The 24,881-nt window shown below is 43.4% G+C and carries 29 protein-coding genes; 18 read left to right on the forward strand and 11 right to left on the reverse strand.

The window, feature by feature from the left end:
- Positions 1 to 47: 47 nt before the first annotated feature.
- Genes DACSA_RS02105 through DACSA_RS02115 form a run of 3 tightly spaced genes read right to left on the reverse strand, consistent with a single transcriptional unit; the run spans position 48 to position 4,084 of the window.
- Entirely contained in the window at positions 48 to 1,412 is a 1,365-nt protein-coding gene (locus tag DACSA_RS02105) for an 8-oxoguanine deaminase (protein ID WP_015228193.1), read from the reverse strand.
- Positions 1,413 to 1,430: 18 nt separating this feature from the next.
- On the reverse strand, positions 1,431 to 2,789 hold the full coding sequence (locus DACSA_RS02110; protein ID WP_015228194.1) for an NCS2 family permease: 1,359 nt from the start codon (positions 2,787 to 2,789) through the stop codon (positions 1,431 to 1,433).
- On the reverse strand, positions 2,786 to 4,084 hold the full coding sequence (locus tag DACSA_RS02115; RefSeq protein WP_015228195.1) for a Zn-dependent hydrolase: 1,299 nt from the start codon (positions 4,082 to 4,084) through the stop codon (positions 2,786 to 2,788). Before DACSA_RS02115 ends, DACSA_RS02110 begins: the two co-directional genes overlap by 4 nt.
- Before the next feature lie 131 nt (positions 4,085 to 4,215).
- Here DACSA_RS02115 and DACSA_RS02120 point away from each other — a divergent pair, with 131 nt between their 5' ends.
- Positions 4,216 to 4,602 (forward strand): allophanate hydrolase-related protein, encoded by a 387-nt coding sequence (locus DACSA_RS02120; protein ID WP_015228196.1) that lies wholly within the window; start codon positions 4,216 to 4,218, stop codon positions 4,600 to 4,602.
- Positions 4,603 to 4,605: 3 nt separating this feature from the next.
- Positions 4,606 to 4,791 (forward strand): hypothetical protein, encoded by a 186-nt coding sequence (locus DACSA_RS18735; RefSeq protein ID WP_071880277.1) that lies wholly within the window; start codon positions 4,606 to 4,608, stop codon positions 4,789 to 4,791.
- A 6-nt stretch (positions 4,792 to 4,797) separates the two neighbouring features.
- On the opposite strand, the gene puuE is transcribed toward DACSA_RS18735, so the two are convergent.
- From puuE to DACSA_RS18155, 3 genes are all read right to left on the reverse strand, one after another.
- Positions 4,798 to 5,715 carry an allantoinase PuuE gene (gene puuE / locus DACSA_RS02125; RefSeq protein ID WP_015228197.1) on the reverse strand — a complete coding sequence of 306 codons (918 nt, stop codon included), beginning with the start codon at positions 5,713 to 5,715 and terminating at the stop codon, positions 4,798 to 4,800.
- A 116-nt stretch (positions 5,716 to 5,831) separates the two neighbouring features.
- Positions 5,832 to 6,506 carry a GntR family transcriptional regulator gene (locus DACSA_RS02130; RefSeq protein ID WP_232225163.1) on the reverse strand — a complete coding sequence of 225 codons (675 nt, stop codon included), beginning with the start codon at positions 6,504 to 6,506 and terminating at the stop codon, positions 5,832 to 5,834.
- A gap of 30 nt (positions 6,507 to 6,536) precedes the next feature.
- Positions 6,537 to 7,100 carry a hypothetical protein gene (locus DACSA_RS18155; RefSeq protein ID WP_015228199.1) on the reverse strand — a complete coding sequence of 188 codons (564 nt, stop codon included), beginning with the start codon at positions 7,098 to 7,100 and terminating at the stop codon, positions 6,537 to 6,539.
- 272 nt (positions 7,101 to 7,372) lie between these two features.
- Between DACSA_RS18155 and DACSA_RS18740 the strand changes: the two genes are divergently transcribed.
- The 10 genes from DACSA_RS18740 to hpxO all read left to right on the forward strand — a co-directional run bounded on the left by DACSA_RS18740 (position 7,373) and on the right by hpxO (position 16,941).
- Positions 7,373 to 7,741 (forward strand): ATP-binding cassette domain-containing protein, encoded by a 369-nt coding sequence (locus DACSA_RS18740; RefSeq protein ID WP_015228200.1) that lies wholly within the window; start codon positions 7,373 to 7,375, stop codon positions 7,739 to 7,741.
- Positions 7,742 to 7,964: 223 nt separating this feature from the next.
- Positions 7,965 to 9,245 carry an RNA-guided endonuclease IscB gene (gene iscB / locus DACSA_RS02140; protein ID WP_015228201.1) on the forward strand — a complete coding sequence of 427 codons (1,281 nt, stop codon included), beginning with the start codon at positions 7,965 to 7,967 and terminating at the stop codon, positions 9,243 to 9,245.
- A 79-nt stretch (positions 9,246 to 9,324) separates the two neighbouring features.
- Positions 9,325 to 9,975, forward strand: coding sequence for an aspartate/glutamate racemase family protein (locus DACSA_RS02145; protein WP_015228202.1), 651 nt, complete (start codon positions 9,325 to 9,327; stop codon positions 9,973 to 9,975).
- Between the two features lie 97 nt (positions 9,976 to 10,072).
- Entirely contained in the window at positions 10,073 to 10,747 is a 675-nt protein-coding gene (locus tag DACSA_RS02150; RefSeq protein ID WP_015228203.1) for an amino acid ABC transporter permease, read from the forward strand.
- Positions 10,748 to 10,751: 4 nt separating this feature from the next.
- Positions 10,752 to 11,408, forward strand: coding sequence for an amino acid ABC transporter permease (locus tag DACSA_RS02155; protein ID WP_015228204.1), 657 nt, complete (start codon positions 10,752 to 10,754; stop codon positions 11,406 to 11,408).
- On the forward strand, positions 11,395 to 12,345 hold the full coding sequence (locus DACSA_RS02160; protein ID WP_015228205.1) for a transporter substrate-binding domain-containing protein: 951 nt from the start codon (positions 11,395 to 11,397) through the stop codon (positions 12,343 to 12,345). The genes DACSA_RS02155 and DACSA_RS02160 overlap by 14 nt, the downstream gene beginning before the upstream one ends.
- An 81-nt stretch (positions 12,346 to 12,426) precedes the next feature.
- Entirely contained in the window at positions 12,427 to 13,209 is a 783-nt protein-coding gene (locus DACSA_RS02165) for an amino acid ABC transporter ATP-binding protein (protein WP_015228206.1), read from the forward strand.
- 107 nt (positions 13,210 to 13,316) lie between these two features.
- Entirely contained in the window at positions 13,317 to 14,309 is a 993-nt protein-coding gene (locus DACSA_RS02170) for an aromatic ring-hydroxylating dioxygenase subunit alpha (protein ID WP_041235266.1), read from the forward strand.
- A gap of 67 nt (positions 14,310 to 14,376) precedes the next feature.
- Entirely contained in the window at positions 14,377 to 15,774 is a 1,398-nt protein-coding gene (locus DACSA_RS02175) for a uracil-xanthine permease family protein (protein ID WP_015228208.1), read from the forward strand.
- Between the two features lie 6 nt (positions 15,775 to 15,780).
- Positions 15,781 to 16,941: an FAD-dependent urate hydroxylase HpxO gene (hpxO, locus tag DACSA_RS02180; RefSeq protein WP_015228209.1), complete on the forward strand. Its 1,161-nt coding sequence runs from the start codon at positions 15,781 to 15,783 to the stop codon at positions 16,939 to 16,941.
- A 35-nt stretch (positions 16,942 to 16,976) separates the two neighbouring features.
- Here hpxO and DACSA_RS20130 read toward each other — a convergent pair whose 3' ends face one another.
- Positions 16,977 to 17,165: a hypothetical protein gene (locus DACSA_RS20130; protein ID WP_156800607.1), complete on the reverse strand. Its 189-nt coding sequence runs from the start codon at positions 17,163 to 17,165 to the stop codon at positions 16,977 to 16,979.
- Between DACSA_RS20130 and DACSA_RS02185 the strand changes: the two genes are divergently transcribed.
- Positions 17,113 to 18,057, forward strand: coding sequence for a DMT family transporter (locus tag DACSA_RS02185; RefSeq protein WP_015228210.1), 945 nt, complete (start codon positions 17,113 to 17,115; stop codon positions 18,055 to 18,057). The two genes, DACSA_RS20130 and DACSA_RS02185, sit on opposite strands and share 53 nt — an antisense overlap.
- Here DACSA_RS02185 and DACSA_RS18745 read toward each other — a convergent pair.
- The gene (locus DACSA_RS18745) at positions 18,010 to 18,243 is read right to left on the reverse strand and encodes a hypothetical protein (RefSeq protein WP_071880278.1); all 234 of its coding nucleotides are present in this window, start codon (positions 18,241 to 18,243) and stop codon (positions 18,010 to 18,012) included. The genes DACSA_RS02185 and DACSA_RS18745 overlap by 48 nt on opposite strands.
- A gap of 16 nt (positions 18,244 to 18,259) precedes the next feature.
- Between DACSA_RS18745 and uraH the strand changes: the two genes are divergently transcribed.
- The 3 genes from uraH to DACSA_RS02200 are packed head-to-tail and all read left to right on the forward strand — an operon-like array spanning position 18,260 to position 20,889.
- Positions 18,260 to 18,616 (forward strand): hydroxyisourate hydrolase, encoded by a 357-nt coding sequence (gene uraH, locus DACSA_RS02190; RefSeq protein WP_015228211.1) that lies wholly within the window; start codon positions 18,260 to 18,262, stop codon positions 18,614 to 18,616.
- An 8-nt stretch (positions 18,617 to 18,624) separates the two neighbouring features.
- On the forward strand, positions 18,625 to 19,122 hold the full coding sequence (gene uraD / locus DACSA_RS02195) for a 2-oxo-4-hydroxy-4-carboxy-5-ureidoimidazoline decarboxylase (RefSeq protein ID WP_015228212.1): 498 nt from the start codon (positions 18,625 to 18,627) through the stop codon (positions 19,120 to 19,122).
- A gap of 33 nt (positions 19,123 to 19,155) precedes the next feature.
- Positions 19,156 to 20,889, forward strand: a complete 1,734-nt coding sequence (locus DACSA_RS02200; protein ID WP_015228213.1) for an iron uptake porin — start codon at positions 19,156 to 19,158, stop codon at positions 20,887 to 20,889.
- A gap of 204 nt (positions 20,890 to 21,093) precedes the next feature.
- Here DACSA_RS02200 and DACSA_RS02205 read toward each other — a convergent pair whose 3' ends face one another.
- Both DACSA_RS02205 and hemE read right to left on the reverse strand, forming a co-directional pair.
- Positions 21,094 to 21,858, reverse strand: coding sequence for a class I SAM-dependent methyltransferase (locus DACSA_RS02205; protein WP_041235267.1), 765 nt, complete (start codon positions 21,856 to 21,858; stop codon positions 21,094 to 21,096).
- Between the two features lie 127 nt (positions 21,859 to 21,985).
- Positions 21,986 to 23,038: a uroporphyrinogen decarboxylase gene (hemE, locus tag DACSA_RS02210; protein WP_041235638.1), complete on the reverse strand. Its 1,053-nt coding sequence runs from the start codon at positions 23,036 to 23,038 to the stop codon at positions 21,986 to 21,988.
- A 326-nt stretch (positions 23,039 to 23,364) separates the two neighbouring features.
- Between hemE and DACSA_RS02215 the strand changes: the two genes are divergently transcribed.
- Positions 23,365 to 23,721: a hypothetical protein gene (locus tag DACSA_RS02215; protein WP_015228216.1), complete on the forward strand. Its 357-nt coding sequence runs from the start codon at positions 23,365 to 23,367 to the stop codon at positions 23,719 to 23,721.
- Between the two features lie 56 nt (positions 23,722 to 23,777).
- The gene (locus DACSA_RS02220) at positions 23,778 to 24,398 is read left to right on the forward strand and encodes a HEAT repeat domain-containing protein (protein ID WP_015228217.1); all 621 of its coding nucleotides are present in this window, start codon (positions 23,778 to 23,780) and stop codon (positions 24,396 to 24,398) included.
- Here the strand turns inward: DACSA_RS02220 and DACSA_RS02225 are convergent.
- Entirely contained in the window at positions 24,360 to 24,836 is a 477-nt protein-coding gene (locus tag DACSA_RS02225; protein WP_015228218.1) for a Uma2 family endonuclease, read from the reverse strand. The two genes, DACSA_RS02220 and DACSA_RS02225, sit on opposite strands and share 39 nt — an antisense overlap.
- Positions 24,837 to 24,881: the final 45 nt, after the last annotated feature.

The raw sequence follows: 24,881 nt of genomic DNA on the forward strand, positions 1-24,881 counted from the left end.
GTTTTCTGGATTACAAATTGTCACAGCTTCAGCTTGAGTGGGGTAGTTCAGGTGTTTTCTATCAAATTCCTTGATATTTGATTCGTTTTCTCAACCAAAAAGTTAAGATCAATGGTGGTTAAATGACCGTTGTCAATTACTTTTTTGCCATTAATAAAACTGTAATCCACTGGTGCGGAATGACAGAAAAGGATGGCGGCGACTGGATCATGATGAGCGCCTGCCAAGTGAGCGCGATCGAGATTAAATGAAATAAAATCTGCTGACATCCCTGGGGCAATAGAGCCAATATCATCCCTGCCGAGAACATTTGCCCCGCCTACCGTGGCAATTTCTAGAGCTTCACGAGCGGTTAAGACTCCTGCATTTTCTGCGCCCACACGGGCTAATAACAGGGCGCTGCGAGCTTCATTTAAAAGATTACCACTATCATTAGAAGCTGAACCATCCACTCCTAAGCCCACAGAAACCCCTTGATCCAGCATTTTACGGATGGGAGCGATACCACTCCCTAAGCGCATATTACTACAAGGACAGTGAGCCACGCCTGTTTTTGTGCGACTAAATTTGTCAATGGATTGATCGCTGAGTTGAACACAGTGGGCGTGCCACACATCTTCCCCTAACCATCCTAATGCTTCGGCGTAGTCTCCTGGGATTTTACCGTAATGAGAGAGACTGTATTCCACATCGGATTTATTTTCCGCGAGATGGGTGTGTAATCTTACTCCTGGATAGGATCGCGCTAGGGCTGCCGATTCTCGCATTAAGTCTTCTGTTACAGAAAATGGAGAACACGGCGCGATCGTAATCCGTAACATGGCATGAGGGGAGTTATCGTGATACTCTTCAATAACACGGCGAGAGTCTTGCAGAATATCTGCTTCTTTCTCTACCAAGTAATCTGGCGGTAAACCGCCTTGGCTTTCTCCGACACTCATACTACCGCGACTAGCATGAAACCGAAGTCCGATTTCTCTAACCCCCTGAATCTGATCATCAAGGGTACAATCATTGGGATAGATGTAGAGATGGTCGCTAGCGGTTGTACAACCGAATAACATTAATTCAGCGGCTGCCATTTGGGAACTATAATAAACTCCTTGGGAGGTTAAGTTTCCCCAGATCGGGTAAAGGGTTTGTAACCAGCCAAAAAGCGTGCTATTTTGCGCTCCTGGAACTGCGCGAGTGAGAGTTTGGACAAAGTGATGATGAGTATTAATCAGTCCAGGTAAGACGATATGGCGCCCCTTCAAGTCTAAAATTTCGTCTGCTGTATCAGGGAGATCAGAGGTAGCTCCCACTTGCATGATGACATGATCTTGAACCAAAATTGCGCCGTTTTTGATTTCTTGGCGCTGGTCATCCATTGTTACAAGGGTATGGATATTTTTTACCAGTAAGGTTGACATTTTGTTATTGGTTATGGACTAGGCTTCTAAGATAAATTTAATAATAAAAGCGGCGGCGATGATCCAAATGACTAGGGGAGTGTCTTCGGTTTTTCCTTGAAAGAGTTTAATGAGAGGATAGGAGATTAAACCCGCTGCGAGACCATCCGCGATCGAGTAGGTTAAAGGCATTAAAATAATCGTTAGAAACGCGGGAATTGATTCGGCAATATCATCCCATTGAATATCCCGCACACTCCCCACCATCAAAACCCCAACAATAATTAAAGCAGGTGCGGTGGCTAATGCGGGAATGGCTGAGAAGAGAGGAATAAACAAAATGGATAAAAGAAACAAACTTCCTGTCACCACTGCGGTAAAACCACTCCTTCCCCCTTCTGCAACCCCAGAAGCAGACTCAATATAACTGGTAACGGTAGAAGTGCCCAAAATAGCCCCAGCAAATGTTCCCACAGCATCAGCGAGTAAAGCCCGATTCACCCTCGGAAAGTTGCCATTTTCATCAATATAACCGGTTCGCATTCCCAAACCTGTCACTGTTCCTACCGTGTCAAAGAAGTCAACAAATAAGAAGACAAATAAGACAGTTAATAGTTCGCCAATGGTTTCGGGAGAAATCTGAGTTAATCCCACAAAGGCTTGTCCAAATAAATGAGAGGGAATGCTCGGAAAGCCAATAATGCCACTGGGCCAAGGCGCAACACCTGCAACCCAGGCAATTAAAGCCGTTCCGAGGATACCCCATAAAAGTCCTCCTTGCAACCATTCCACTAAAGCGGCGGTCATAAATATCCCAATGATGGCAATTCCCGCTTCGGGAGTGGCAAGATTGCCGAAAGTGGTTAAAGTGGCTTCTGAGTTGGTAATCAGTCCAGCGCTTTGCAGGGCGATATAAGCAATAAAAGCCCCGATTCCTGCTGTGGTGGCGGATTTAATACATTGGGGAATGGCGTTAACAACGAGGGTGCGAACATTGGTAACGGTGAGGACAATGAAAATAATTCCTTCGATGAGGATGGCGCCGAGGGCGGTTTGCCAGGGGATTCCTTCTCCTAAAACCACCGAAAAGGCAAAATAGGCGTTTAATCCCATCCCTGGGGCTAATGCGAAGGGAAAACGGGCATAAAATCCCATGATGAAGGTGGCGATCGCGGCGGAAACGGCAGTGGCGATGGCGAGTTCTCCAAAGAGGTCTCCTGATTCTTCTAAAAAGATGGCATTGGAGAGAATCCCAGGATTAGCTACGAGAATATACGCCATTGTCATAAAGGTTGTGAAGCCCGCAACGATTTCTGTTTTGAAGTCAGTTTTTAGGCGCTCAAACTCGAAATAAGCTGGAATTCCAGAGACGGGTTTTTCTTGGGTGGGTTGACTCATCGTTTCGATTCCTCTGATTGATAAGATTGGGTAGCGACTTGTACGGATCGCATTTTTCCAGAGACTCCATAGTGGCGATCGAGTTCGATCATTGTCTGTAATAAAACATTTGCCCCATGTACACAGTCTTCTGGAGAAGTGTATTCTTCTGCGTTATGACTTAACCCTGCTTCACTGGGAACAAAAATCATGCCCATATCGGTCACTTTTGCCATTTCTTGGGCATCGTGGCTGGCGCGACTTAAGAGACGGGTATGGCTTAATTTTAAGTCCTCACAGGCTTTTGTAATCGCTGCTTGAATATGAGATTGGGCGGCGGCGGGAATTACGTTGAGCATGGGTTGCATTCCGATTTTTGTCCCTGTTTCAGTGGCAATGATAGCGGCGCGATCGCGCAATGTTCCTAATAAGTTATCTAAATGTTCACTGGATAAGTCTCGAATATCTAAACTCATTTCCACCAAACCTGGAATTGCATTCACCGTATTGGGATAGGCTTGGATGCGTCCCACTGTGGCGACTTGTTCCCCCCCTGAGTTGGCAATTTCATTAATGGCGAGGGTGAGTTTAGCAGCGGCTAAAAGTGCATCTCGTCGCCCCTTCATGGGAGTGGTTCCCGCGTGATTTGCTTCTCCTTCTATCGCGATCGTAAATCGGCGTTGACCCACAATTCCTTTAACAACACCAATGGTCATTTCGGCGGTTTCTAAAACGGGTCCTTGTTCTACGTGCAATTCTACAAAGGCGGCTAAATCTTGGGCATCCCGTCGGGCTTGATCAATGTTTTCCCATCGTCCGCCCACACGCTCTAAACAAGTATAAATGTCTGTGCCATCATCTCGACGGTAGCAAGCGAGATCATTGATGACACTTCCTGAGATCGCTTTTGAACCGATCATGCTTCCTTCTTCATCGGTAAACACGATAACTTCTAAAGGATGATTCAGATAAAGGTTTCGTTCCTGAAGCACTCGCACCATTTCGAGGCCAGCGAGAACCCCATAAGCCCCATCATAACGACCACCGCGAGGAACTGTATCTATATGAGAACCAGTGGCTAAAGCAGGGGCGTTGTCTGCTTTTCCAGGATAACGACCGATGAGGTTTCCCGCAGTATCCACCCGCACGGTCATTCCTGCTTGTTCCATCCAAGATTTTACCTGTTGGCGGGCGTTGATGTCTTCTTCGGTGTATGCGATGCGTCGAATCCCGCCATCGGGAAGGGCGCCAATATGAGCGAGTTCTTCGATGCTGCGTAAAAAGCGATTTTCATTAATTGTTAATCTGGATTCCATCGTTTTTTAAAATCAGTTTTTGCTTATTTTAATCCCGAGTTTCTCAAAAATTAGATCAATATATTTGCACTCAAACTCTATTTAATGCTATAAAAAGATAAGTAATGATTTTGTATTTAATGTGACAAAAAATGAAGAAAGTTTTTATTTGCGGGTCGGCGTTGCGAGGGCAGCCAGATAACAAAAATTTACGTGGGGCAAAATTTGTGAAAGAAGCTAAAACTCTTCCTAAGTATAGGTTACACGCAGTTAAAGACGGTTGGCATCCTGGGATTTATGCGGTAGAAACGGGGGGAATTTCTATTCTTGGAGAAGTTTACGAAATGAGCGATGATGATTATGAATATTTACTTTCACAAGAGCCGCCGAATATGTATCCAGAGACGGTTTATTTAGCAGGAGGAGAAAGCGCGATCGCGATGCTCTATCCTCGCGAATTAATTGAGCAAGAAAAGTGGCCAGATATTTCTCATTTTGGCGGTTGGGTTGCTTATAAAAATTCAATGATTCATCATTAGTTATTGGTCATTGGTCATTGGTCATTGGTCATTGGTCATTGGTCATTAGTTATTGGTCATTGGTCATTGGTCATTGGTCATTGGTCATTAGTCATTAGTCATTGGTCACTGGTCACTGGTCATTGGTCATTGGTCATTGGTCATTGGTCATTGGTCATTGGTCACTGGTCATTGGTCATTGGTCACTGATTACTGTCAGGGTACTTGGTCACTATTAAAGGGATGGTTTTGTCGCCAGTGGTTAGCGATATCTACCCGACGACAAACCCAAACGCGATCGCGCTGTCCGATATAATCTAGAAAACGGGCTAGGGCTGCCATCCGTCCGGGACGACCAACGAGGCGACAATGTAAACCAATACTCATCATTTTCGGTGCATACTCGCCTTCAGCGTAGAGAGTATCAAACGCATCTCGCAAGTAGGTAAAAAACTGTTCCCCAGAGTTAAACCCCTGTGCAGTGGCGAAACGCATATCATTGTTATCAAGGGTGTAGGGGATAACTAAATGCGGTTTTCCTCCTTCTACCACCCAATACGGGAGATCATCGGCGTAACTATCAGAATCATAGAGAAAGCCCCCTTCTTCTACCACAAGACGGCGAGTGTTAGGACTATTGCGCCCAGTGTACCAGCCTAGAGGACGGCTTCCTGTAATTTCTTTATGAATCGCGATCGCGCGTTTGAGGTGTTCTCGTTCTAACTCCTCAGTAAAATACTGATAATCAATCCAGCGATAGCCATGACTGGCGATTTCCCACCCTGCTTCTGTCATTGCTTTGGCCGCCTCTGGATTACGTTCTAGCGCCATTGCAACTGCATAGACGGTTACAGGGAGATTATAGCGAGTAAAGAGGCGATGTAACCGCCAAAACCCAGCCCGAGAACCATATTCATAACAAGATTCTACATTCAGGTTTCGCATCCCTTTTAAGGGAACAGCGCCGATCACTTCAGAAAGAAACGCCTCAGAATGGGAGTCGCCATTGAGGATGCAGTTTTCTCCCCCTTCTTCATAGTTAATCACAAATTGCACGGCAAGCCGCGCCTGATTGGGCCATTGCGGATCAGGTGGTTGCGATCCATATCCGATAAAATCTCTTTTATTAGTCATTTGTTATTTGTTATTTTGTCACTGGTCACTGATTACTGGTCACTGGTCACTGATTACTGGTCACTGGTCACTGGTCACTGATCACTGATCACTGGTCACTGGTCACTGCTCACTGGTCACTGTAAAAGACTGGCAACCCGATCTTTACTCGCTTCCAAATGGTCTTTAATGGCAGCTTGTGCTATTGATACATCCCTAGATAACAAGGCTTCATAGATTTTGCGGTGTTCGCTACGGATTTCTAAAACATCGGGTTTTTTCTCGGTGGTTTGGACTCTTAAGAGGGTCATTTGATCAAAAACACGAACCAATAACTCTAAAAGATGATCATTGCCACTACTCTGCGCGATCGCGCGGTGAAAGCTATAATCAATTTCTAGTAACTCCGATCGCGTCACTTCAGAAGCATCCTCGATCGCGAGTAAGGTTTCTGCACGAATCACCCAAGCCCCAACATTTTTTAACTGTTCGGCTGTTCCTAAATAACAGGCTTCCTGCACAGCCAGTAATTCTAAAGCGAGACGACAATCGTAAAGCTGTCGCGCATCCTCTGGGGATAACCTCGGAATAATTAATCCTCCTTTGTGATCAGTTGTAATCAGATTTTCTCGTTGCAGTTGTCGTAATGATTCCCGAATGGGAGTTCGACTCACCTGTAACTCCTCAGCCAGTTGTGTTTCCACTAAACGCTGTTCTGGGAAAAATTCTCCGTTGAGAATCCTCTGACGAAGCGTTTGATAGGCTTGTTGATACAGAGAAGACGATCGCACTAGTCCAACCGATGAAGACAAGTTAAAACCTCCTAAAATCATCAATTTTGGTTATTTTTCTCGATCTTGAGGCTGTCCAAAAAGCCAAGGCGACAGCACACGGGTTAGGGTAGGCAAAATAAAATAAGTAATTAAACTTACCTGAATGCAAACCACCAAAAAATCTCGCAACAATGCAGGTAAAGGGAACACCCTTAAAAGACGCTGTAGTTGTGGGGCAAGCAACTGCGTTAATGTAAATACTGTTCCCGCAAGTAAAGTCGCCATCTTATAGCGGGGAGGGCTAGTGGGGGTTTTTGGCGTGAACCACAGTTCTAATCCCTTTTGTTGGTAAATTTGACTTTCGCCAATGCTGAGTGCTTCTACTTGTTGCAATAACTGTTTTCGGATGGGCGAGTTTTGCCATTGCACTAAACTAGGGTAGGAGTCAAAACGCAAAATAATCGCATACTCTGGATTTTTTGGGTTACTTGGACGCATTACCGTAATCCCTTGAAACCCTGGAAACTGACTCGCTGCATATCCCATCTTTTCCTGCAAACCCTCAAATTTAGACTCGCACCCCACTTTAATCCGTCGCGAAATAATCGCAGTTACCGGTTCCGACTCACTCATACTGGCGAATTGATCTTAAATTGGCAATCATCAATATGTATACAGTATACAGCTAATTTCGACAATTGATCTCTTTCCGAAGGATAATCTCAGTTGATGAGGAGTGGTGAGGCAGTAAGTTTACGGAAAATGTCAGCAAACCGTAGTTTTTTATACAGTTAATTTGGGGCTTTTTGTATACTGTATACATTTAATTGCAATGATTGATCCTTATAGCAAGGAAAAAATTATGGGCTTGAGAAGCGTCTATCTCAGAGGAGTTAATATATTCCATGCAGTCTTCAATACAAGGAAGCGTCAAACCTTTACCATCCTTTGCTTCTAAAGAGTCATACACCAGTAGTGGCGTAAAGTTGCGATCAGTGACCAAACGATATGATTCATTGGTTGCAGTAGAAAACATTACGTTAGATATTCCTTCAGGATCATACTGTTGCTTACTCGGCCCCAGTGGCTGTGGTAAAACAACGACACTACGGATGTTAGCGGGACATGAAACAGTAACAGAAGGGAAAATTTATCTTGGCGATCGCGATGTGACGAATCTTCCCCCAACCCAACGCAACACGGCAATGGTCTTTCAAAATTATGCCGTTCGTGAAAACCTAGACAAAGTTTCTAAAACTTTGTCAAAGCTATAAGCTACGAACGTGCAGATTTAGTGGTAAGTCCTGAGTAAAAGGCACACTCCGTTAAATTGGTCATCACACCCAAGTGTGACCGCCAGCACTTGGCACTGTGGGCTATGAATTAAACTTAGAGCGAAGGTTGATCAGCGATAGTGTTCTAGCTGTAAAAAGCCTTTTTAACATTATCGAGGCAAACCTTACTGTTTACCAGACGGCTTAAGAAGCCACTAAAACCATGTCCAACTATGTTTTTGTTATTGACCAGAAGAAAACACCACTAAAACCAGTTCACCCAAAACGAGCAAGACAATTACTCTCTTCTGGCAAGGCAGCTGTATTTAGACTTTTTCCATTTACTCTCATTCTTAAAAAAGAAGTGCCTAATCCTGATATCCATCCGCTAACTCTTAAGATTGATCCTGGTTCTAAAGTAACAGGTTTTGCTTTAGTCACGGATCAAGGAGAAGTAGTTTGGAGAATGCAATTAGAGCATCGTGGAGGTATCATCAAAAAACGTCTAGAGCAAAGACGAGCATTAAGAAGAAAACGACGTTCAAGACTTCGTTATCGACAGCCTCGGTTTTTGAATCGTAAGCGTCAAGAAGGTTGGCTACCTCCTTCTCTAATGCACAGAGTTCAGACAACGGAGACTTGGGCGAAAAGACTGATTAAGTTCTGTCCAGTCCAAGAAATCTGGATCGAAAAAGTTAAGTTTGATACTCAAGCAATGGAAAACCCAGAGATTGATGGTAAAGAGTACCAGCAAGGAACATTACAAGGATATTCGGTTCGAGAGTACCTCTTAGAGAAATGGGATCGTAAATGCGCCTATTGTAAAAAGGAAAATGTTCCTCTTCAAGTTGAGCATATTCACTCCAAGTCTAAAGGAGGAAGCAATCAAGTCTCTAACCTTTGTCTGGCTTGTGAGAGGTGTAATCAGAAGAAGGGAGATAAGTCAATTAAAGACTTCTTAAAAAAGAAACCAACTATTCTTGAAAGTGTCCTTAAGCAAGCGAAAAGCCCTCTAAAAGACGCATCTGCGGTTAATGCGACTCGTAATAAAATTGTCGAGGTGATATCACAACATTCCTCAGTTAAAACAGCAACAGGAGCGCAAACCAAGATGAATCGAGTTCGTTTGGGATTACCGAAAGAGCATTGTTTAGACGCGGCTTGTGTTGGAGAGGTTGAAACCTTAACCATTCTCTCCCATCAACCACTAATGGTAACAGCGACTGGGACAGGGGGAAGACAAAAATGCCAAACTAATAAATATGGATATCCCATCAAGCATCGTCCTTTGAGACCAATTCAAGGGTTTCAAACAGGAGATATTGTACAAGTCGATATTCCCAAAGGAAAGAATCAAGGTCAATGGACAGGACGCTTGTGCCCTTATTCAGATGGGAACTGTGAGATTTGCCCGAAGGGTCGTAAAAGATTAGGAACTAAACTATCTTATGTTTCAAGAGTGGTTCACCAGAAAGATAGCTATAAATATAGACACCTATCTTAGAAACTTATTGAAATAATTAACTTTGTGAAATAATGTCTAAGAATTTATTTACTGTAAACTACCCAATAGCACTGTCACCATGACCGATAAAATGGGGACGGTTGCTCGTGCAGTAGCGAGTCCCAACACAGAAATCATCGCCTGTAACCCTCCCTCAGCACCCGTTTCTCTAGAATGTCACTACGATGAAGCCATTGCCATTCCTCATCTTCTAGCCGAAATGGGTGATTCGGACATAGATGGTTATATTATTGGCTGTTTCGGCGATCCTGGCTTGATGGCAGCACGAGAAATTACTACCGCACCCGTTTTAGGCATTGCAGAAGCAGCGATGCACGTTGCCAGTTTCCTCGCCACAGGGTTTTCGATCGTTACCACTCTTTCTCGCACTAAAATCATCGCTGAACATCTGGTAATTAATTATGGAATGGAACGTCATTGTCGCAACATCCGCGCGATCGATCTTCCTGTATTAGAGTTAGAAATTAAGGACTCGCCAGCACAAAATCTGATCCGTCAAGAATGCCAAAAAGCCCTACAAGAAGATGGCTGTGGCGCGATCGTGCTGGGTTGTGCGGGAATGGCAGATTTAGCCCAAAAACTCTCTACAGAATTGGGGGTTCCCGTCATTGACGGCGTTAGTGCAGCGGTGAAATTGCTTGAAGGAATCGTTGCACTGGGCTTGAAAACGAGTAAACAAGGAAATTTCGCTTTTCCTCCCAAAAAGTGAGGGGAAAATCAATTGGGCGATCGTATAGAAGGTGACAATCGCTGGTTCATTTTTTGTATACAGTATGCAAAATTCAAGTAAAAGCAATTCAATCGTGATGGAATATACTTTTCAATTCTCGGTCGTTTGGAATAACCTTGATTTGTTAGTGCAGGGGGTTTTGCTAACTCTACAGATTGTCAGCGTCGCGATCGCGCTGGGTTTTATTCTGGGCCTCATCGGGGCATTAGGGCGAACATCTGGTAACCCAATTTTCAACGCGATCACGATGGCTTATGTTGAATTTTTCCGCAATACACCGTTTTTAATCCAACTGTTTTTCTTCTACTTTGCCTTACCGAATTTGGGAGTCAAAATGTCCTCTTGGCAAGCGGCTGTCTTAGCTTTAGGCATCAACTTTGGGGCCTATGCCACTGAAATTATTCGATCTGGGATTGAAGGAATCAGTGTTGGACAGGTAGAAGCGGGAAAAGCCCTCGGGTTAAAGCCCTTACAGATTTTTCGGCACGTTATTCTCATTCCGGCCCTGGCGAATATTTACCCCGCTTTGATGAGTCAAGTAGTCATTGCCGTTTTATTTAGCTGTGTGGTTTCCCAAATTTCTGCAGAAGAATTAACCTTTGTTGGAAACTATCTCCAATCCCGCACCTTTCGCAGCTTCGAGATTTATTTAACCATTTCCTTAATTTATGTGGGGCTGGTTTGGTCAATCAAACTCATTGCCTTCTTTATTCAAAGACAGTTTTTTGCCTTTACTCAATACACTCGTTAAGCCGATGGAAGAGTTCACCTTTTCACAAATTCTGACCAATCTCCTGTTAGCTACACGCTGGACAATTGTTCTTTCCGCGATCGCGTTTTTTGGCGGTGGTGTTGTTGGCTTTCTCGTTATGTTGATGCGGATATCTCCCAATCCAATCATTAAAGCAGTCAGTACGCTTTATATCGAATTTTTTGAAGCAACACCATTATTAATGCAACTATTCCTCGTTTTCTTTGGCATTTCCGTCGTTATTGGCTTAAATGTCTCCGCTTGGGTGGCGGCAACGATTGCTTTGACCACTTACAGCAGTGCCTTTCTAGCAGATATTTGGCGCGGTTCGGTGGAAGCCATTCCTCGCGGGCAATGGGAAGCCTCAAGAGCGTTAGGACTGAGCTATTTTAAGCAACTCAGTAATATTATTCTCCCGCAAGCGGTTCGGATGTCCATTCCGCCGACAGTGGGGTTTGCCGTGCAGGTAATTAAAGGAACGTCTTTGGCTTCTATTATTGGTTTTATTGAACTCACCCGATCAGCCTCTTCTATTAGTAACGTCACCTTTGAACCACTACTGGTTTATTCCTTAGCTGCGATGATTTACTTCTGTTTGTGTTTTCCCCTCTCTCTCTGGAGTAAACGCTTAGAAAATCGCTTCTCCTATGTCAACCTCTGAAATTGAATTCTTAGTGATCATCATGCTTCAATCCATGTTTCGTTCTCTCTCTCGTCTATTCGGTTTATCCGCACTCAGTGTAAAAGTTGTTTTTGCTCTTGCGATTAGCTTGATCTTTAGCATCAGTATTATTTCCTGCTCAAATCAATCCATTACCTCGCAAGAAGTCGCCACCGAAAACGCTAATGCTCAAAGTAATCCCACTGTTCAGGGAGGCAGTACACTGGATAATATCCTTAGTGCGGGTGTGGTCAAAATCGCTGTTCCCCAAGATTCTCCGCCTTTTGGTTCAGTAGGAACCGACGGCAAGCCTCAAGGTTACGACGTTGATGTGGCTAGGCTCATCAGTGAGGCTTTAGAAGTGAATTTAGACTTGATTCCAGTTACCAGTACCAATCGCATCCCTTATTTAGAAACTGGGCGAGCCGATCTTGTAATTTCTAGTTTAGGGGCAACCCCAGAACGAGCGCGATCGATTTACTTCTCTTCGATGCCTTATGCCCCTTTCTTTTCTGGGATTTATGGTGCAGCCAGTCTCGATGTATCCAGTTACAAAGACTTGGCTGGATATACGGTTGGCGTTACCCAAGGGTCTTTAGAAGACTTGGAAGTAGCGGAAAAAGCCCCAGAAGGGGTGACAATCAAACGTTTTGAAGATAATAGTTTAACCATCTCTGCTTTACTTTCAAAACAAGTTGATCTGATTGCAACGGGTAACACGATCGCAGGAAAAGTGATCAAAAGTAATCCCAAAGAAGGAATTGAAAATAAATTTGTGATGAAGAACTCCCCTTGTTACATTGGCGTGCGCCGTGGGGATTTGGATATGTTGCAGTGGATTAATGTTTTTATTCGCCACAAGCGTTTCTCTGGTGAATTTGAAGCCTTATCTCAAGAGTGGTTTGGAGAATCCCTGCAAAGCCTACCCGCTTTTTAGTCGATCACTAATAGATTTGATTATCTGTTCAATCACCCACCTGATTTGACTCGTCATTCATTACTATTAGAAAAAAGAACTATGGAAGAGAAGCAAACACAAACCACTAACGTCACTATAGGTAGCAATGAGCCTGTGATAACAGTTGCAGAGGTGGAAAAATGGTATAGCAATGGCTTTCATGCCCTGCGAGGGGTTAGTCTCAACATCGATCGCGGTGAAGTAGTGGTGATCATGGGGGCTTCTGGTTCGGGGAAATCTACCTTTATCCGCACCTTTAACGCCCTAGAACCCTATCAAAAAGGACGGATTGTTATTGATGGCATGGAACTAACGCCGAAGATGAAAAATGTTGATGCCATTCGTCGGGAAGTGGGGATGGTCTTCCAACAATTTAATCTGTTTCCCCATCTGACGGTCATTGATAATGTGATGCTTGCACCGATGAAAGTGCGGGGCTGGAAAAAAGGGAAAGCGCAAGAAGTGGCGTTTGAATTGCTCGATCGGGTTGGTATTCTTAATCAAGCCAATAAATATCCTGGACAACTTTCAGGGGGTCAACAACAACGGGTCGCGATCGCGCGAGCCCTCGCCATGCAACCGAAAGTGATGTTATTTGATGAACCCACCTCGGCACTTGACCCAGAAATGGTGCGAGAGGTGCTTGATGTGATGCGGTCTTTAGCTAAATCGGGAATGACAATGGTGTGTGTCACCCACGAAGTCGGTTTTGCCCGAGAAGTCGCCGATCGCGTCGTCCTCATGGCTGATGGTCAGATCATGGAAACCGCAACGCCAGAAGTCTTTTTCCATAATCCTCAACATGAACGCAGTCGCCAGTTTCTCTCGCAAATCTTACATTAAAACCGTCGAAAACTCTAATGTAGTTTGCAATACAATAAACTTTTCTTTTTATGTATACAGTATACAGTCAAAGCAAAGATGATTCATTTCCTTCCTCAAAAATAATTATGTTAGTAACCCAAGAACCGATATTAAGGCGGTTTTGGTATCCCGTCATCCCGTTAGACCAGATACAGAGTGAACCAAAACATTTTCAGCTTTTAGGGGAAAATTTGGTTTTGTGGACAGATCAAAGTGGTCATTCCAAGGCGGCTAAAGATCGGTGTTGTCATCGTTCGGCACAACTCTCTTTAGGAAAAGTAGAAAATGGGAATCTCGTCTGTCCGTATCACGGTTGGACATTTGAGGGGTCGGGAAGTTGTGTGCGTGTCCCACAGTTAGAAGATCAAGAGAAGATTCCGAAAACCTATCGCATTGAGACTTATTGGTGTCAATCTCGTTATGGTTACGCTTGGGTGTGTTTAGGAGAAAACCCCCTTGCAGATATTCCAGAGATTCCCGAAGCGAGTGACCCTGAATTTCGTTGTATTCCAGAATTTTACGAACCTTGGCATTGTGCAGGGTTACGGGTAATGGAAAATGAACTGGATTTGGCGCATCCAACTTTTGTTCATACAGGAACATTTGGCAGTGAAGAACATCCCGTTCCTGATGAAATGGACATTACAGAAACTGAATATGGCTTAACCATGAAAGCGGTTTTGGGAGTGGTGAACCCAGAACAACAGCAGAAAAACCTGAAAATGTCAGAAAGTCAAACTGTTCGCACCTTAGATATTGATTGGTTTTTGCCCTTTACCTGCAAACTTCGCATCAACTATCCCAACGGCTTAGTTCATATTATCGTCAATACAGCAACGCCCATTAATGATGGAACATCGCAAATCGTCCAGTTTTGTCTGCGAAACGATACCGAAGCCGATACCAAAGCAGCAGATGCTAAAGCCTTCGATCGCGCCGTCACCCTAGAAGACAAAGCAATCTTAGAAACCACTGATTATGATGTTCCCCTGGATATTTCCCAAGAACAACACATGACAACCGATAAACCAGGCATTTTAATGCGTCGCCGTTTTGCCAGTTTATTCAAAAATCACTGACCATGTACCAATTCGCCCTAATTCTCCTTCGCAAGGGGGGAACAAATAACGAATAACAAATAACAAAATGACTAATGAAAAAATTGCACTAGAAACCGAAACAGAAGAAACCACAGAAACTAGACCCATATCAGGGGACTTAATCTATGGACTAGAAGATCGCCCCCCAGTGGGAAAAGCGATTTTTGCCGCCATTCAGCACGTTTTAGCCAGTGTGGTGGGAATTGTTACTCCGTCCCTGATTATCTCCGATGCCCTGGGATTACAGGCAGCAGATGCCAGTTTTTTGATTAGTATGTCTCTGTTTGTCTCAGGAATCGCTACTTTTATTCAAGCTAAACGCTTCGGTCCAGTGGGATCGGGATTATTAAGCATTCAAGGGACAAGTTTTGCTTTTATCGGCCCCATTTTAGGCGCTGGCGGGGCGTATATTGCTGCGGACAATTCTCCCACTGCCGCACTGGGTCTAATTTTTGCCTTGTGTATGCTGGGGTCTTTTATCCAGATGATTTTGAGTCGCTTTCTCAAATTAGCCCAGAAGGTGGTCACGCCTCTAGTAACTGGAACGGTTGTCACTCTCATTGGGTTAACCCTAGTCCGTGTGGGGATTACCGATATGGGAGGCGGTTTTGCTGCGAAATCAGCAGGGACGTTTGGCAGTATGCAAAATCTAGGTGTGGCGTTTCTGGTCTTACTGACAGTTTTAATTCTCAATAGCCTGAGTAGCCCTCTGTTAAGAATGGGATCGATCGTGATTGGCTTGGTTGTCGGCTATATCATTGCGATTCCCCTAGGGATGGTTAGTTTTGACGGTTTGGGAAATCTTCCGCCGTTTACGGTTCCGCTTCCCTTTCGCTATGGGTTTAATTTTGATTTTGCTGCCTTTATTCCCTTTATTTTTCTTTATGTCATTACAACGATTGAATCCATTGGTGATTTAACCGCAACTTCCTTGATTTCTGGGCTAGAGATTCGCGGTGAAAAGTATTTCCAACGCTTACAAGGCGGTGTCTTGGCTGATGGACTTAACTCTTTTATTGCTGGCTGTTTCAACACATTCCCCAATACAACATTTAGCCAAAATAACGGGGTGATTCAGTTAACGGGAATTGGTAGCCGCTATGTAGGCTTTTTTATTTCTGGGATTTTTGTCTTGTTGGGCTTAATTCCGATTTTTGGCGGAATTATTCAAGCTATTCCCAAACCCGTTTTAGGCGGGGCAACGATTTTGATGTTTGGAACTGTTGCGACAGCAGGGATTAAGTTACTCTCTTGTGTCAACCTTACCCGCCGCAATTCCTTAATTATCGCGGTGTCTTTGGGATTAGGTTTAGGGGTAACTTTCGCACCAGAGATTCTCGACCAGTTACCAACTCTCATTAAAAACATCTTTAGTTCTGGTATTTCCACAGGTGGAATTACTGCTTTAACTTTAAACATTTTGATTCCAGGAGAACGGGAGTAAAGAACAATGTATAACTTGAAAGTAACGATTATTGGGGCGGGTATTGGTGGACTCACCACTGGCATCGCCTTAAAAAATATTGGCTATGATGTAGAAATTTATGAACGCACCCGCGAGTTACGTCCTGCTGGCGCTGGGATTTCTTTGTGGTCGAATGGGATTAAAGTTCTCAACCGTCTGGGTTTAGGGGAAAAAGTGGCAGCTATTGGCGGAGAAATGAATCGGATGGAATATCGCAGCCATACCGATGAACAACTTTCAGCCATTGATCTGCGTCCATTGGTCGATCGCGTAGGAGAACGCCCCTATCCTGTCGCACGGACGGATTTACAGCAAATGTTAAGAGATGCGTTTGGGAAAGACAAGCTACATTTGGGCTGTAAGTGTGTGGGAGTGGAACAAGACGAAACCAGTGCTACAGCTATTTTTGAAGACGGCGATCGCGTCAAGAGTGATTTAATTATCAGTGCAGATGGTATTCACTCCACAATCCGAGAGTATGTGACAGGGGAGGTAACGCCCCGTTTTGCTGATTATGTCAACTGGAATGGTCTGGTTGCCGCCAGTGATGACCTTTGTGAAGCAGATAACTGGGTGATTTATGTGGGAGAAGGAAAACGCGCCTCAATGATGCCTGTTGGGGATAATCGCTTTTATTTCTTCTTTGGTTGTCCGATGAAACAGGGAACAGTGGTTGAACCAGAAGACCGTCAAAAGGAGTTAAAAGATATCTTTGCGGGATGGCCCCAAGCCGTACGAAATTTAATTGATCGACTGAATCCCCTCGAAACAAACCGCTTAGAAATTGCTGATTTAGACCCCTTAGACACGCTGGTTAAAGGTCGTGTGGCGTTGTTAGGAGATGCGGGACACGCTACGACTCCAACTTTAGGACAAGGGGGTTGTCAGGCGATCGAGGATGCAGAAATTCTCAGTCGTTATCTGGTAAGTACCAATATTAGTGTGTCTGATGCGCTCAAACGTTATGAACAAGCACGGAAAGATCGCGTGAGTCAATTAGTGTTAAAAGCCCGTCAACGCACGGATACGATTTATGGAAAAGATGAAAATGTCACGGCGGCTTGGTACAAGCAACTGGAACAAGAATCGGAAAGTAATGTGATTGATGCGCTGGCGAAGGTAATTCTCGGCGGCCCCTTGCAGTAAACAGTGATCAGTGACCAGTGACCAGTGACCAGTGATCAGTGACCAGTGACCAGTGACCAGTGACCAGTAAACAGTGACCAGTGACCAGTGACCAGTGACCAGTAAACAGTGACCAGTGACCAGTGACCAGTGACCAGTGACCAGTAAACAGTGACCAGTGACCAGTGACTAATGACTAATATTGATGTTTCTTCAGAAAAGAATGACAGTTTAACGAAAACCATACTCGGGATTTTAGCCTTAGTTTCGGCACTAATCGCGATCGCGTTTGCTTCGATTTGGCTAGTCGTCGCAGAAAAAGAAGTGACTCCCCTAACCGCTATTTTTTACCGTTTAACTGGCGCAGGGATTACACTGGCGATTTGGCAAGGATTACAGCGTTTCTTCAGCGAAAAAACAGCCCCCCAGTACGATCGCGCTACGGTGATTTTACTGTTTATTGCGGCTGCGAGTTTTTCCACTTCCCTCGTTTTACTGGGATGGTCACTCACTCAAACCAGTGTCGCCAATGGAACTCTTCTCTATAACAATATGCCTTTATTTACGGCGTTGTTTGCTTGGGTGTTTCTCGGACAACGATTTTCTCTAACCTTTGTTTTGGGGCTGCTGATTGCGTTAGCTGGAGTGATCGCGATCGGGCTGAGTGATTTTCAACTGGCGGCTGTGGATGTCAAAGGAGATTTAGCCGCCATCTTTGCTTCCATGTTGGCGGCTACCAGTCTTCTCTGTTTTGAAAAACTCCGCGAAACCCTCACCTCTGGGATGATCATGTTGTGGGTGAGTTGGGTAGGAGGACTTTTATTGCTTCCTTTAGTTTTTCTACAATCAGAGCAAATTATTCCTCATTCCTTGCAAACTTGGCTGGCACTACTCAGTTTAGCAGTCATCTCTCAAGGAGTTGGTCAAGGGTTACTGACCTATTGTGTAGGATTATTTTCTGCGAGATTAATTGCCGTATGTATGCTGTCAATTCCTGTAATTGCGGCGTTAGCGAGTGCGGTGTTATTCGGCGAACAACTCCCCCTAGAAAATTGGTTAGCGTTTGGCGTGGTGTTATTGGGGATTTATTTATCTCTCAAGGGAAAACAATCTAATACAGTGATCAGTAATCAGTGACCAGTGACCAGTGACCAGTGACCAGTGACCAGTAAACAGTGACCAGTGACCAGTGACCAGTGACCAGTGACCAGTGACCAGTGACCAGTGACCAGTGACCAGTGACCAGTGACCAGTGACCAGTGACCAGTGACCAGTAAACAGTGACCAGTGACCAGTGACCAGTGACCAGTGACCAGTGACCAATAATCAATAACAAAAGATGATAGGAAAATTAACCACTCATGTTTTAGATACCGCACACGGTTGTCCGGCGGGAGGATTAAATCTCACGCTTTGGAAGATTGAAAACAGCGAATACAGTTTGCTGAAAACAACAAAAACCAATGCTGATGGGCGAACTGATGAACCGCTTTTAGTAGCAGAGGCGTTTCAGGTTGGCGTGTATGAACTCGTTTTTGAAGTGGGGGCTTATTTCCAACACTATGGCGAAGACTTACCTGATCCTCTCTTTCTAGATATGATACCGATTCGTTTTGGCATAGCAAACGCAAACAGCCATTATCATGTTCCCCTCTTAGTCTCGCCTTGGTCTTATAGCACTTATCGCGGCAGTTAGCAGATAACATGAAATATTCTCTAAAAACTCTCAATGAAATGGAAAAAGCGTCGTTTACTGAGGTTTTAGGTCATATTTTCGAGGAAAGTCCTGATATTACCGCAGATACTTGGGAAAAACGCCCTTTTACTGACTTAGACGACTTGCACCAGAAGTTAGTGACAACAGCGCGATCGCGCTCTCCCACTGAACAAATAGCCCTGATCAAAAAACATCCTGATCTCGCCACTAAAACCAAAATGGCAGATGCTTCGGTGCAAGAACAAACAACTGTGGGCTTAAATGCACTCACAGAAGAAGAATATCACCGCTTTCAAGAGTTAAACCAAGCCTATCGGGCAAAATTTGGTTTTCCCTTTATTATTGCGGTGCGAAATCACAACAAAGAGAGCATTCTCCAAGCCTTTATCACCCGTTTGGAAAACTCTCTCGAAGAAGAAAAAGAGCGCGCGATCGCGGAAATTTCTAAAATTGCCTATTTCCGTTTATTAGATGTGGTGGAATAATCCCATTTTTTTTGTGTGAGGAGTGTACAAACCTTGAAAAACAATCAAACAATTTCTAAATTTTTATCCCAAAAACTGATCTGTAGTTTCGCTTTGTTAGTAACCAGTGGCGTGACCATTATCTCCCCACTTCCTGCAAAAGCACAAGTTAATTCAGTTTATCAGCTATCTGATGTTGAACCCACAGACTGGGCATTTGAAGCGCTACGATCGCTGATTGAGCGCTATGGTTGTATCTCAGGATATCCCGATGGAACATATCGCGGCAACCGTGCTTTATCCCGTTACGAATTTGCAGCCGCCCTCAATAGTTGTCTGGGAAGTATAAACCAAATGATCCTTAACCAAGATCAACCTCTTCCAGAATCAGATTCCGCAACAATTGAACGCCTCCAGCGAGACTTTAGCCAAGAATTAAGTCAACTCGCCACTCGGGTAGATAATCTAGAAAACCGTGTTGCAGCCATTGAAGAAACCCAGTTTTCCACCACAACCAAACTTAGTGGTAACGTTTACATGAACCTCACCGGTGCAACAGCCAGCGATGATATTCTAGTAGAAACCAATGACCTTGACGCGCCTCTAAACTTGCGTCGTGCGGGACGAGATAGCAGTGGTGATCCACTGGTTCAAACCGAAACAGACGATCCAGAGATTACCTTCAGTTACTATACTCTACTTAACTTTAATACTAGCTTTAGTGGGCGCGATCGACTGGTGACACAATTTGCAGTCGGAAATGGTACATCCCCAGCCAATAGCTTTGTTTCCGCAGGACTATTTAACACCTTTGGAACACCATTCACCGACCAAACTGGAGCGCCCAACGCTGGACAGGTAACGGTCAGAGAACTATTCTACAGCTTCCCTGTCAATGAGAAATTACAAGCAGTTGTGGGAGCAAGAGTCAACTGGTATCGTTACTTTGATGGTAACAGCTACACCTTCTTTTTACGCGGTGCAAGTAGCTACAACGCCAGTGGTGGAACATTGGCGAACCCAGTAGATCGCGGTGCGGGAGCCGTTCTGTTATGGGATATTAATGATAAGTTAGGGTTTAATGTTGGTTATTTAGGAGAAAACACAGAATTTCTTCCCTCGGCATTTTTCAATACAGTCTCTGATGCAGATGAGGGGTTATTTGACGGAACTTGGTCAGCAACGGCGCAACTCACCTATGATCCTAGTCCAAAGACCACTATCCGTTTATTTTACACTCGTTCTCAATCGGATAATAATGTTCCGCTTTTTGACCAAAATGGTAACTTAACCGGCTTTGGCGTTGGTGGTGCTGTAGGAGAACCCATTTATGGGGTTGCTGATGATGGGTTTGGGGGAACTATTGATCCCACCCAAGCCAACACCATTGGGCTAAACTTTGAGTGGGAATTTGCTCGTAATCTTGGGCTATTCGGACGTTATACTTACGCCACTGCTGATATTGATCCCGAAAACCAAACCAGAAGCGGCGGTGACATTAATATGCAGGCGTTTCAATTAGGATTAGCTTTTCCCAACTTAGGAAAAGAAGGGGCGTTAGGAACATTCTCTTTTGTTGTTCCTTTTGATGTTTTGGATGGGGAAGAGTTCCTTGTCTCTGGTGCTGGCGATGGCGGAACACAACTTGATTTTGAAGCAACTTATTATTATCCTGTTAATGATAATTTTGCCCTCGTTCCCGCCGTTTACGTGATTGCAAATCCCAATAATTTTGAAGATAACGGTACAATTTTTGTCGGTAATCTCAGAATGCAATTTAGCTTCTAAAACAGTATGGTGACAAAGTGACTGATTAAAGTCTTAGCTTTGACGGAAATTTTGTCACCTCGATCGAGCATAAGAATAACAGAAGACTGAATCTTGAAAAGAGGTAGATGGTGGCGCTAAGAAATACAATAAACTTGGCGACACATTATTGATCGATTCCAACACCGATCGCATAGCCACTGTAGAAAAACCACGGTAACTTAGTTATTTTTTAGCAATAACCAGCATTTCAAAATCTTCGGTTGTTAACTTGTCATTTCTGGAAAATGCTCCCAACTTTGCTCCATAGATATCAATTTTTCTATATTCAAGGGACTTTAACAACCAATTAATTTCACTGGGAACGTAATATCTTTCGTTGCATTCGAGAGTTTTTTTATTTCCCAAATCATCTTCTATTTCTGTAATATTGTGGTCTCGAAACGTCATTAAATCGAAGGTATTGCTTCGATAGGTTGCATTTCCTTCTTCTGTTTTTGAAGCACAAAATTTTTCAACCGAATGATAGAGTGGGAATAACCCATTTAAGGTTGTAAAGATCAATTTACTATTTTCTTTGAGTGATTTTGTCACAGACTTCAGTATCTCATAATTCATTTCATCTGTTTCCATCAATGGGAATCCGCCTTCACAAAGCATGATTGCAACATCAAATTCTTTGTTAAAGGAAAGGTATCTTGCATCTTGTTGTTGAAAATCAATTTTTAAATTGTCATTTTCGGCTTTTTCCGTCGCTCTGGTTAGGAGAGTTTCCGAGAGATCAATCCCAGTAATCGTATATCCTCTCCTTGATAATTCTATTGTATGTCTGCCCGTTCCGCATCCAACATCTAATATTTTTAATGACTGATTAAAACTGATCTCTCTTTCTATGAAATCACATTCGCCAATCGTCCCTTGAGTAAAACTTTCATTGTCATATTTTAATCCGTAATTTTCAAACAGAGATTCATACCATTGTTTTTTCATCATCAAGTTCCTTAATAATTGATTGATGCAGAGATCAATAATAATATTATAGAGTTCATTTGAAAAAAGTAAATTTTTTGAGCTTTGTTTGACTGGGGTGAGAAAAACTCACCCGTTTAACTTAATTCTAAATCAATGAAGTGGCTTGTTTCGCTACTTCAAAGAAATGTCTGACATTATCTTCAGGTGTTCCAGGTAAAACCCCATGACCAAGATTTAAAATATGTCCTTGGTTTTTTCCTTTGCGAATGGTTTCTAAAACGCGATCGCGGATGAAATCTTGTGACCCAAATAAAACCCCAGGATCGATATTTCCTTGAACTTTTACCCCTTTTCCCAACCGTTGTCTGGCTTCGGCTAAATCGACTGTCCAATCAACACTAATAATATCAAATCCTGTATTTCCCATCCGTTCTAAAACACCAGCACTACCGCTAATATAAAGAATTAATGGCGTATCGGGATGAGTCTGTTTCACTTTTTCAATGACTCTTTTTTGATAAGGTTGAGCAAAGGTTTCATAATCTTGAGGAGACAATTGACCCGCCCAAGAATCAAACATTTGTACCACTTGTGCGCCGCTATCAATCTGATAACAAATATAACGCGCGATCGAATCAGCAACTTTCCCTAAAAATTGATGTAATAATTGGGGATTTTGAAACGCCATTCCTTTGATATTAGAATAGTTTTTAGAAGTTTTTCCTTCAATTGCATAAGCGCCCAACGTCCAAGGCGCACCGACAAACCCTAAAACGGTCGATTGATTTCCCACTTCTTCTCGTAAAGTTTTCAGGATGGTTTTAATGAAGGGAAGAGACGTTTCTGGATCAAGAGGACGCATTTGATCCACTTGTTCTTGAGTTCGTATCGGCGGATCAATGACTGGCCCCTTGCTTTCAACAATATCAAAATCAATTCCCATCCCAGGGAGAGGGGTGAGAATATCAGAGAAGAGAATCACACCATCGGGTTGAAACGCCCGCCAGGGTTGTAGAGAAATCTCAATGGCGAGATCGGGATTTTCCGATCTTTCTCGGAAACTGGGATATTTATCCCGTAAATCCCGATATTCTTTCATATAACGTCCTGCTTGACGCATCATCCAAACGGGAGGACGTGATACACTTTCCCCACGAGCTACTTTTAACAAAGAAGGAAGTTCATTTTGACTTGACATAGGTTGATCTGATCCGATTTTTTTTAAACGCATTCGTTAGCTTATCATTTTGTTTTCTGCAATTGTGATAACTCCCTTAAAAATGCAAAAATTTGATATGTTATGTCAGGTTCGCTCAACCAATGATAAAAAGTAGGTTGGGTGGAGAGTAGCGAAACCCAACACCAATTATAAACAATTGATAAAAAGTAGGTTGGGTGGAGAGTAGCGAAACCCAACACCAATTATAAACAATTGATAAAAAGTAGGTTGGGTGGAGAGTAGCGAAACCCAACACCAATTATAAACAATTACCCGATCGTAAGAAAGCTAATGGAGATATAATAATGGAACGTCAAGCTCTGCATGATCGTTTTATCACATTAACTTGGCAAGAGCAACTCGGAAATATTGCTTCTACGTTAGGAAAAATTTCTCAACAAGTTAACATTCCTGAACAAGATAAATTAACAACCTTTTTATTAAGAGAAGGGGCGTTAATGATTGAATGGTGTGCGAGTAATGTTCCTGCTGATTATCATCTTGAATTAGCGGGATTACAAAAGGAATTATTAGCATGGAAAGAGTCTTTTTCCGAAACAAACGCTAGACAGCTTCTTGCTTTACATCTTTCTAATCAGCGCGAACGACTTTTAGAAATGTCTGGATTGTTAACAAAAGGAGAAAACTTAGCAGAAGCCTAAGCAATTCAGTTATTATAGTTGAAAACTAATAACATTCATTTATCTTAGATTGAGTTTTGTCAGAATCTTTAATTCAAGCAGTAGAAAAAGCCAGTTCCTCGGAAGAGTTAGTGAAAGCCGTATGGGCGTTAAGTCGCAGTCAATCAGAAGCGGCGATTCCGATGCTGATTAAAGTGTTAGGGTTTAATAATCCTGGGGCTGCGATCGCGGCGGTGGAAGGATTAGTGCAATTGGGAGATGTTGCCGTCCCCACCTTAATTAGTGATCTAGATGGGTATGATTATGGGGCGAGGGCGTGGGCAATTCGTGCTTTATCCAGAATTAAACATCCCCAAACTCTAGAGATTTTATTAGACGCTGCGACTAGCGATTTTTCCCTCAGTGTGCGTCGCGGGGCTGCGAAGGGGTTGGGAGAGTTACGGTGGGATCAATTGTCTCCAGAGGCGCGAGAGAGGGTGCAGCAGAAGGTTTTGGAGGCACTGCAAACAGTGGCAAAAGATGAGGAGTGGATTGTTCGTTACGCGGCGATCGTGGGGTTAGAATCATTGGCGAGAAATGCTTTTGCTGAGGAGATTCGGGAGTATTTACAGCAACGGTTAGGGGTAGAAGCAGATTTAACCGTTCGATCGAGGATACAGTTAACGTTTGATTTCATTGGGAAAATCGGGAACCAGTAAAGACTGTTTGAGTTCTCTTTCTGGACGATAAAACGTGATTTTTCCTTCTTGATTACATAACCAAACCTCGATCGCGCCCTCGGCAAAGTAGAAATTTTTCTTAACATCTATTTCCCGAATTGTATTCCCATCCGATTTAACCTCGATACAAATTTCTGGCGCGATCGAGGCAGAAATATCATTTTCAATTTGATTAAATCTGGCTTCGGAACACCAAACCACATCAGCAACTTTAACTCCAGCGGCGGTATTAATCGCACATTCTGGCATCACTTCTCCTGTATTAAGCAAAGATTCTAATAAGCGTTGGATTCTTCCTTGATAAAAAGAATGTTTAATTTTTACGGGACTCATTACAATTTGTCCCCATTGATTTAATTCGATTTTGAATGGTAAATTTTGCAGTTGCTGATTCGTACAAACTTCTTCCCATTTCATATTATGATTAATTAACTGTTATATAGCGCTATAGCAATCCCAAAT

The sequence above is a fragment of the Dactylococcopsis salina PCC 8305 genome (assembly GCF_000317615.1).
Lineage (GTDB): Bacteria > Cyanobacteriota > Cyanobacteriia > Cyanobacteriales > Rubidibacteraceae > Halothece > Halothece salina.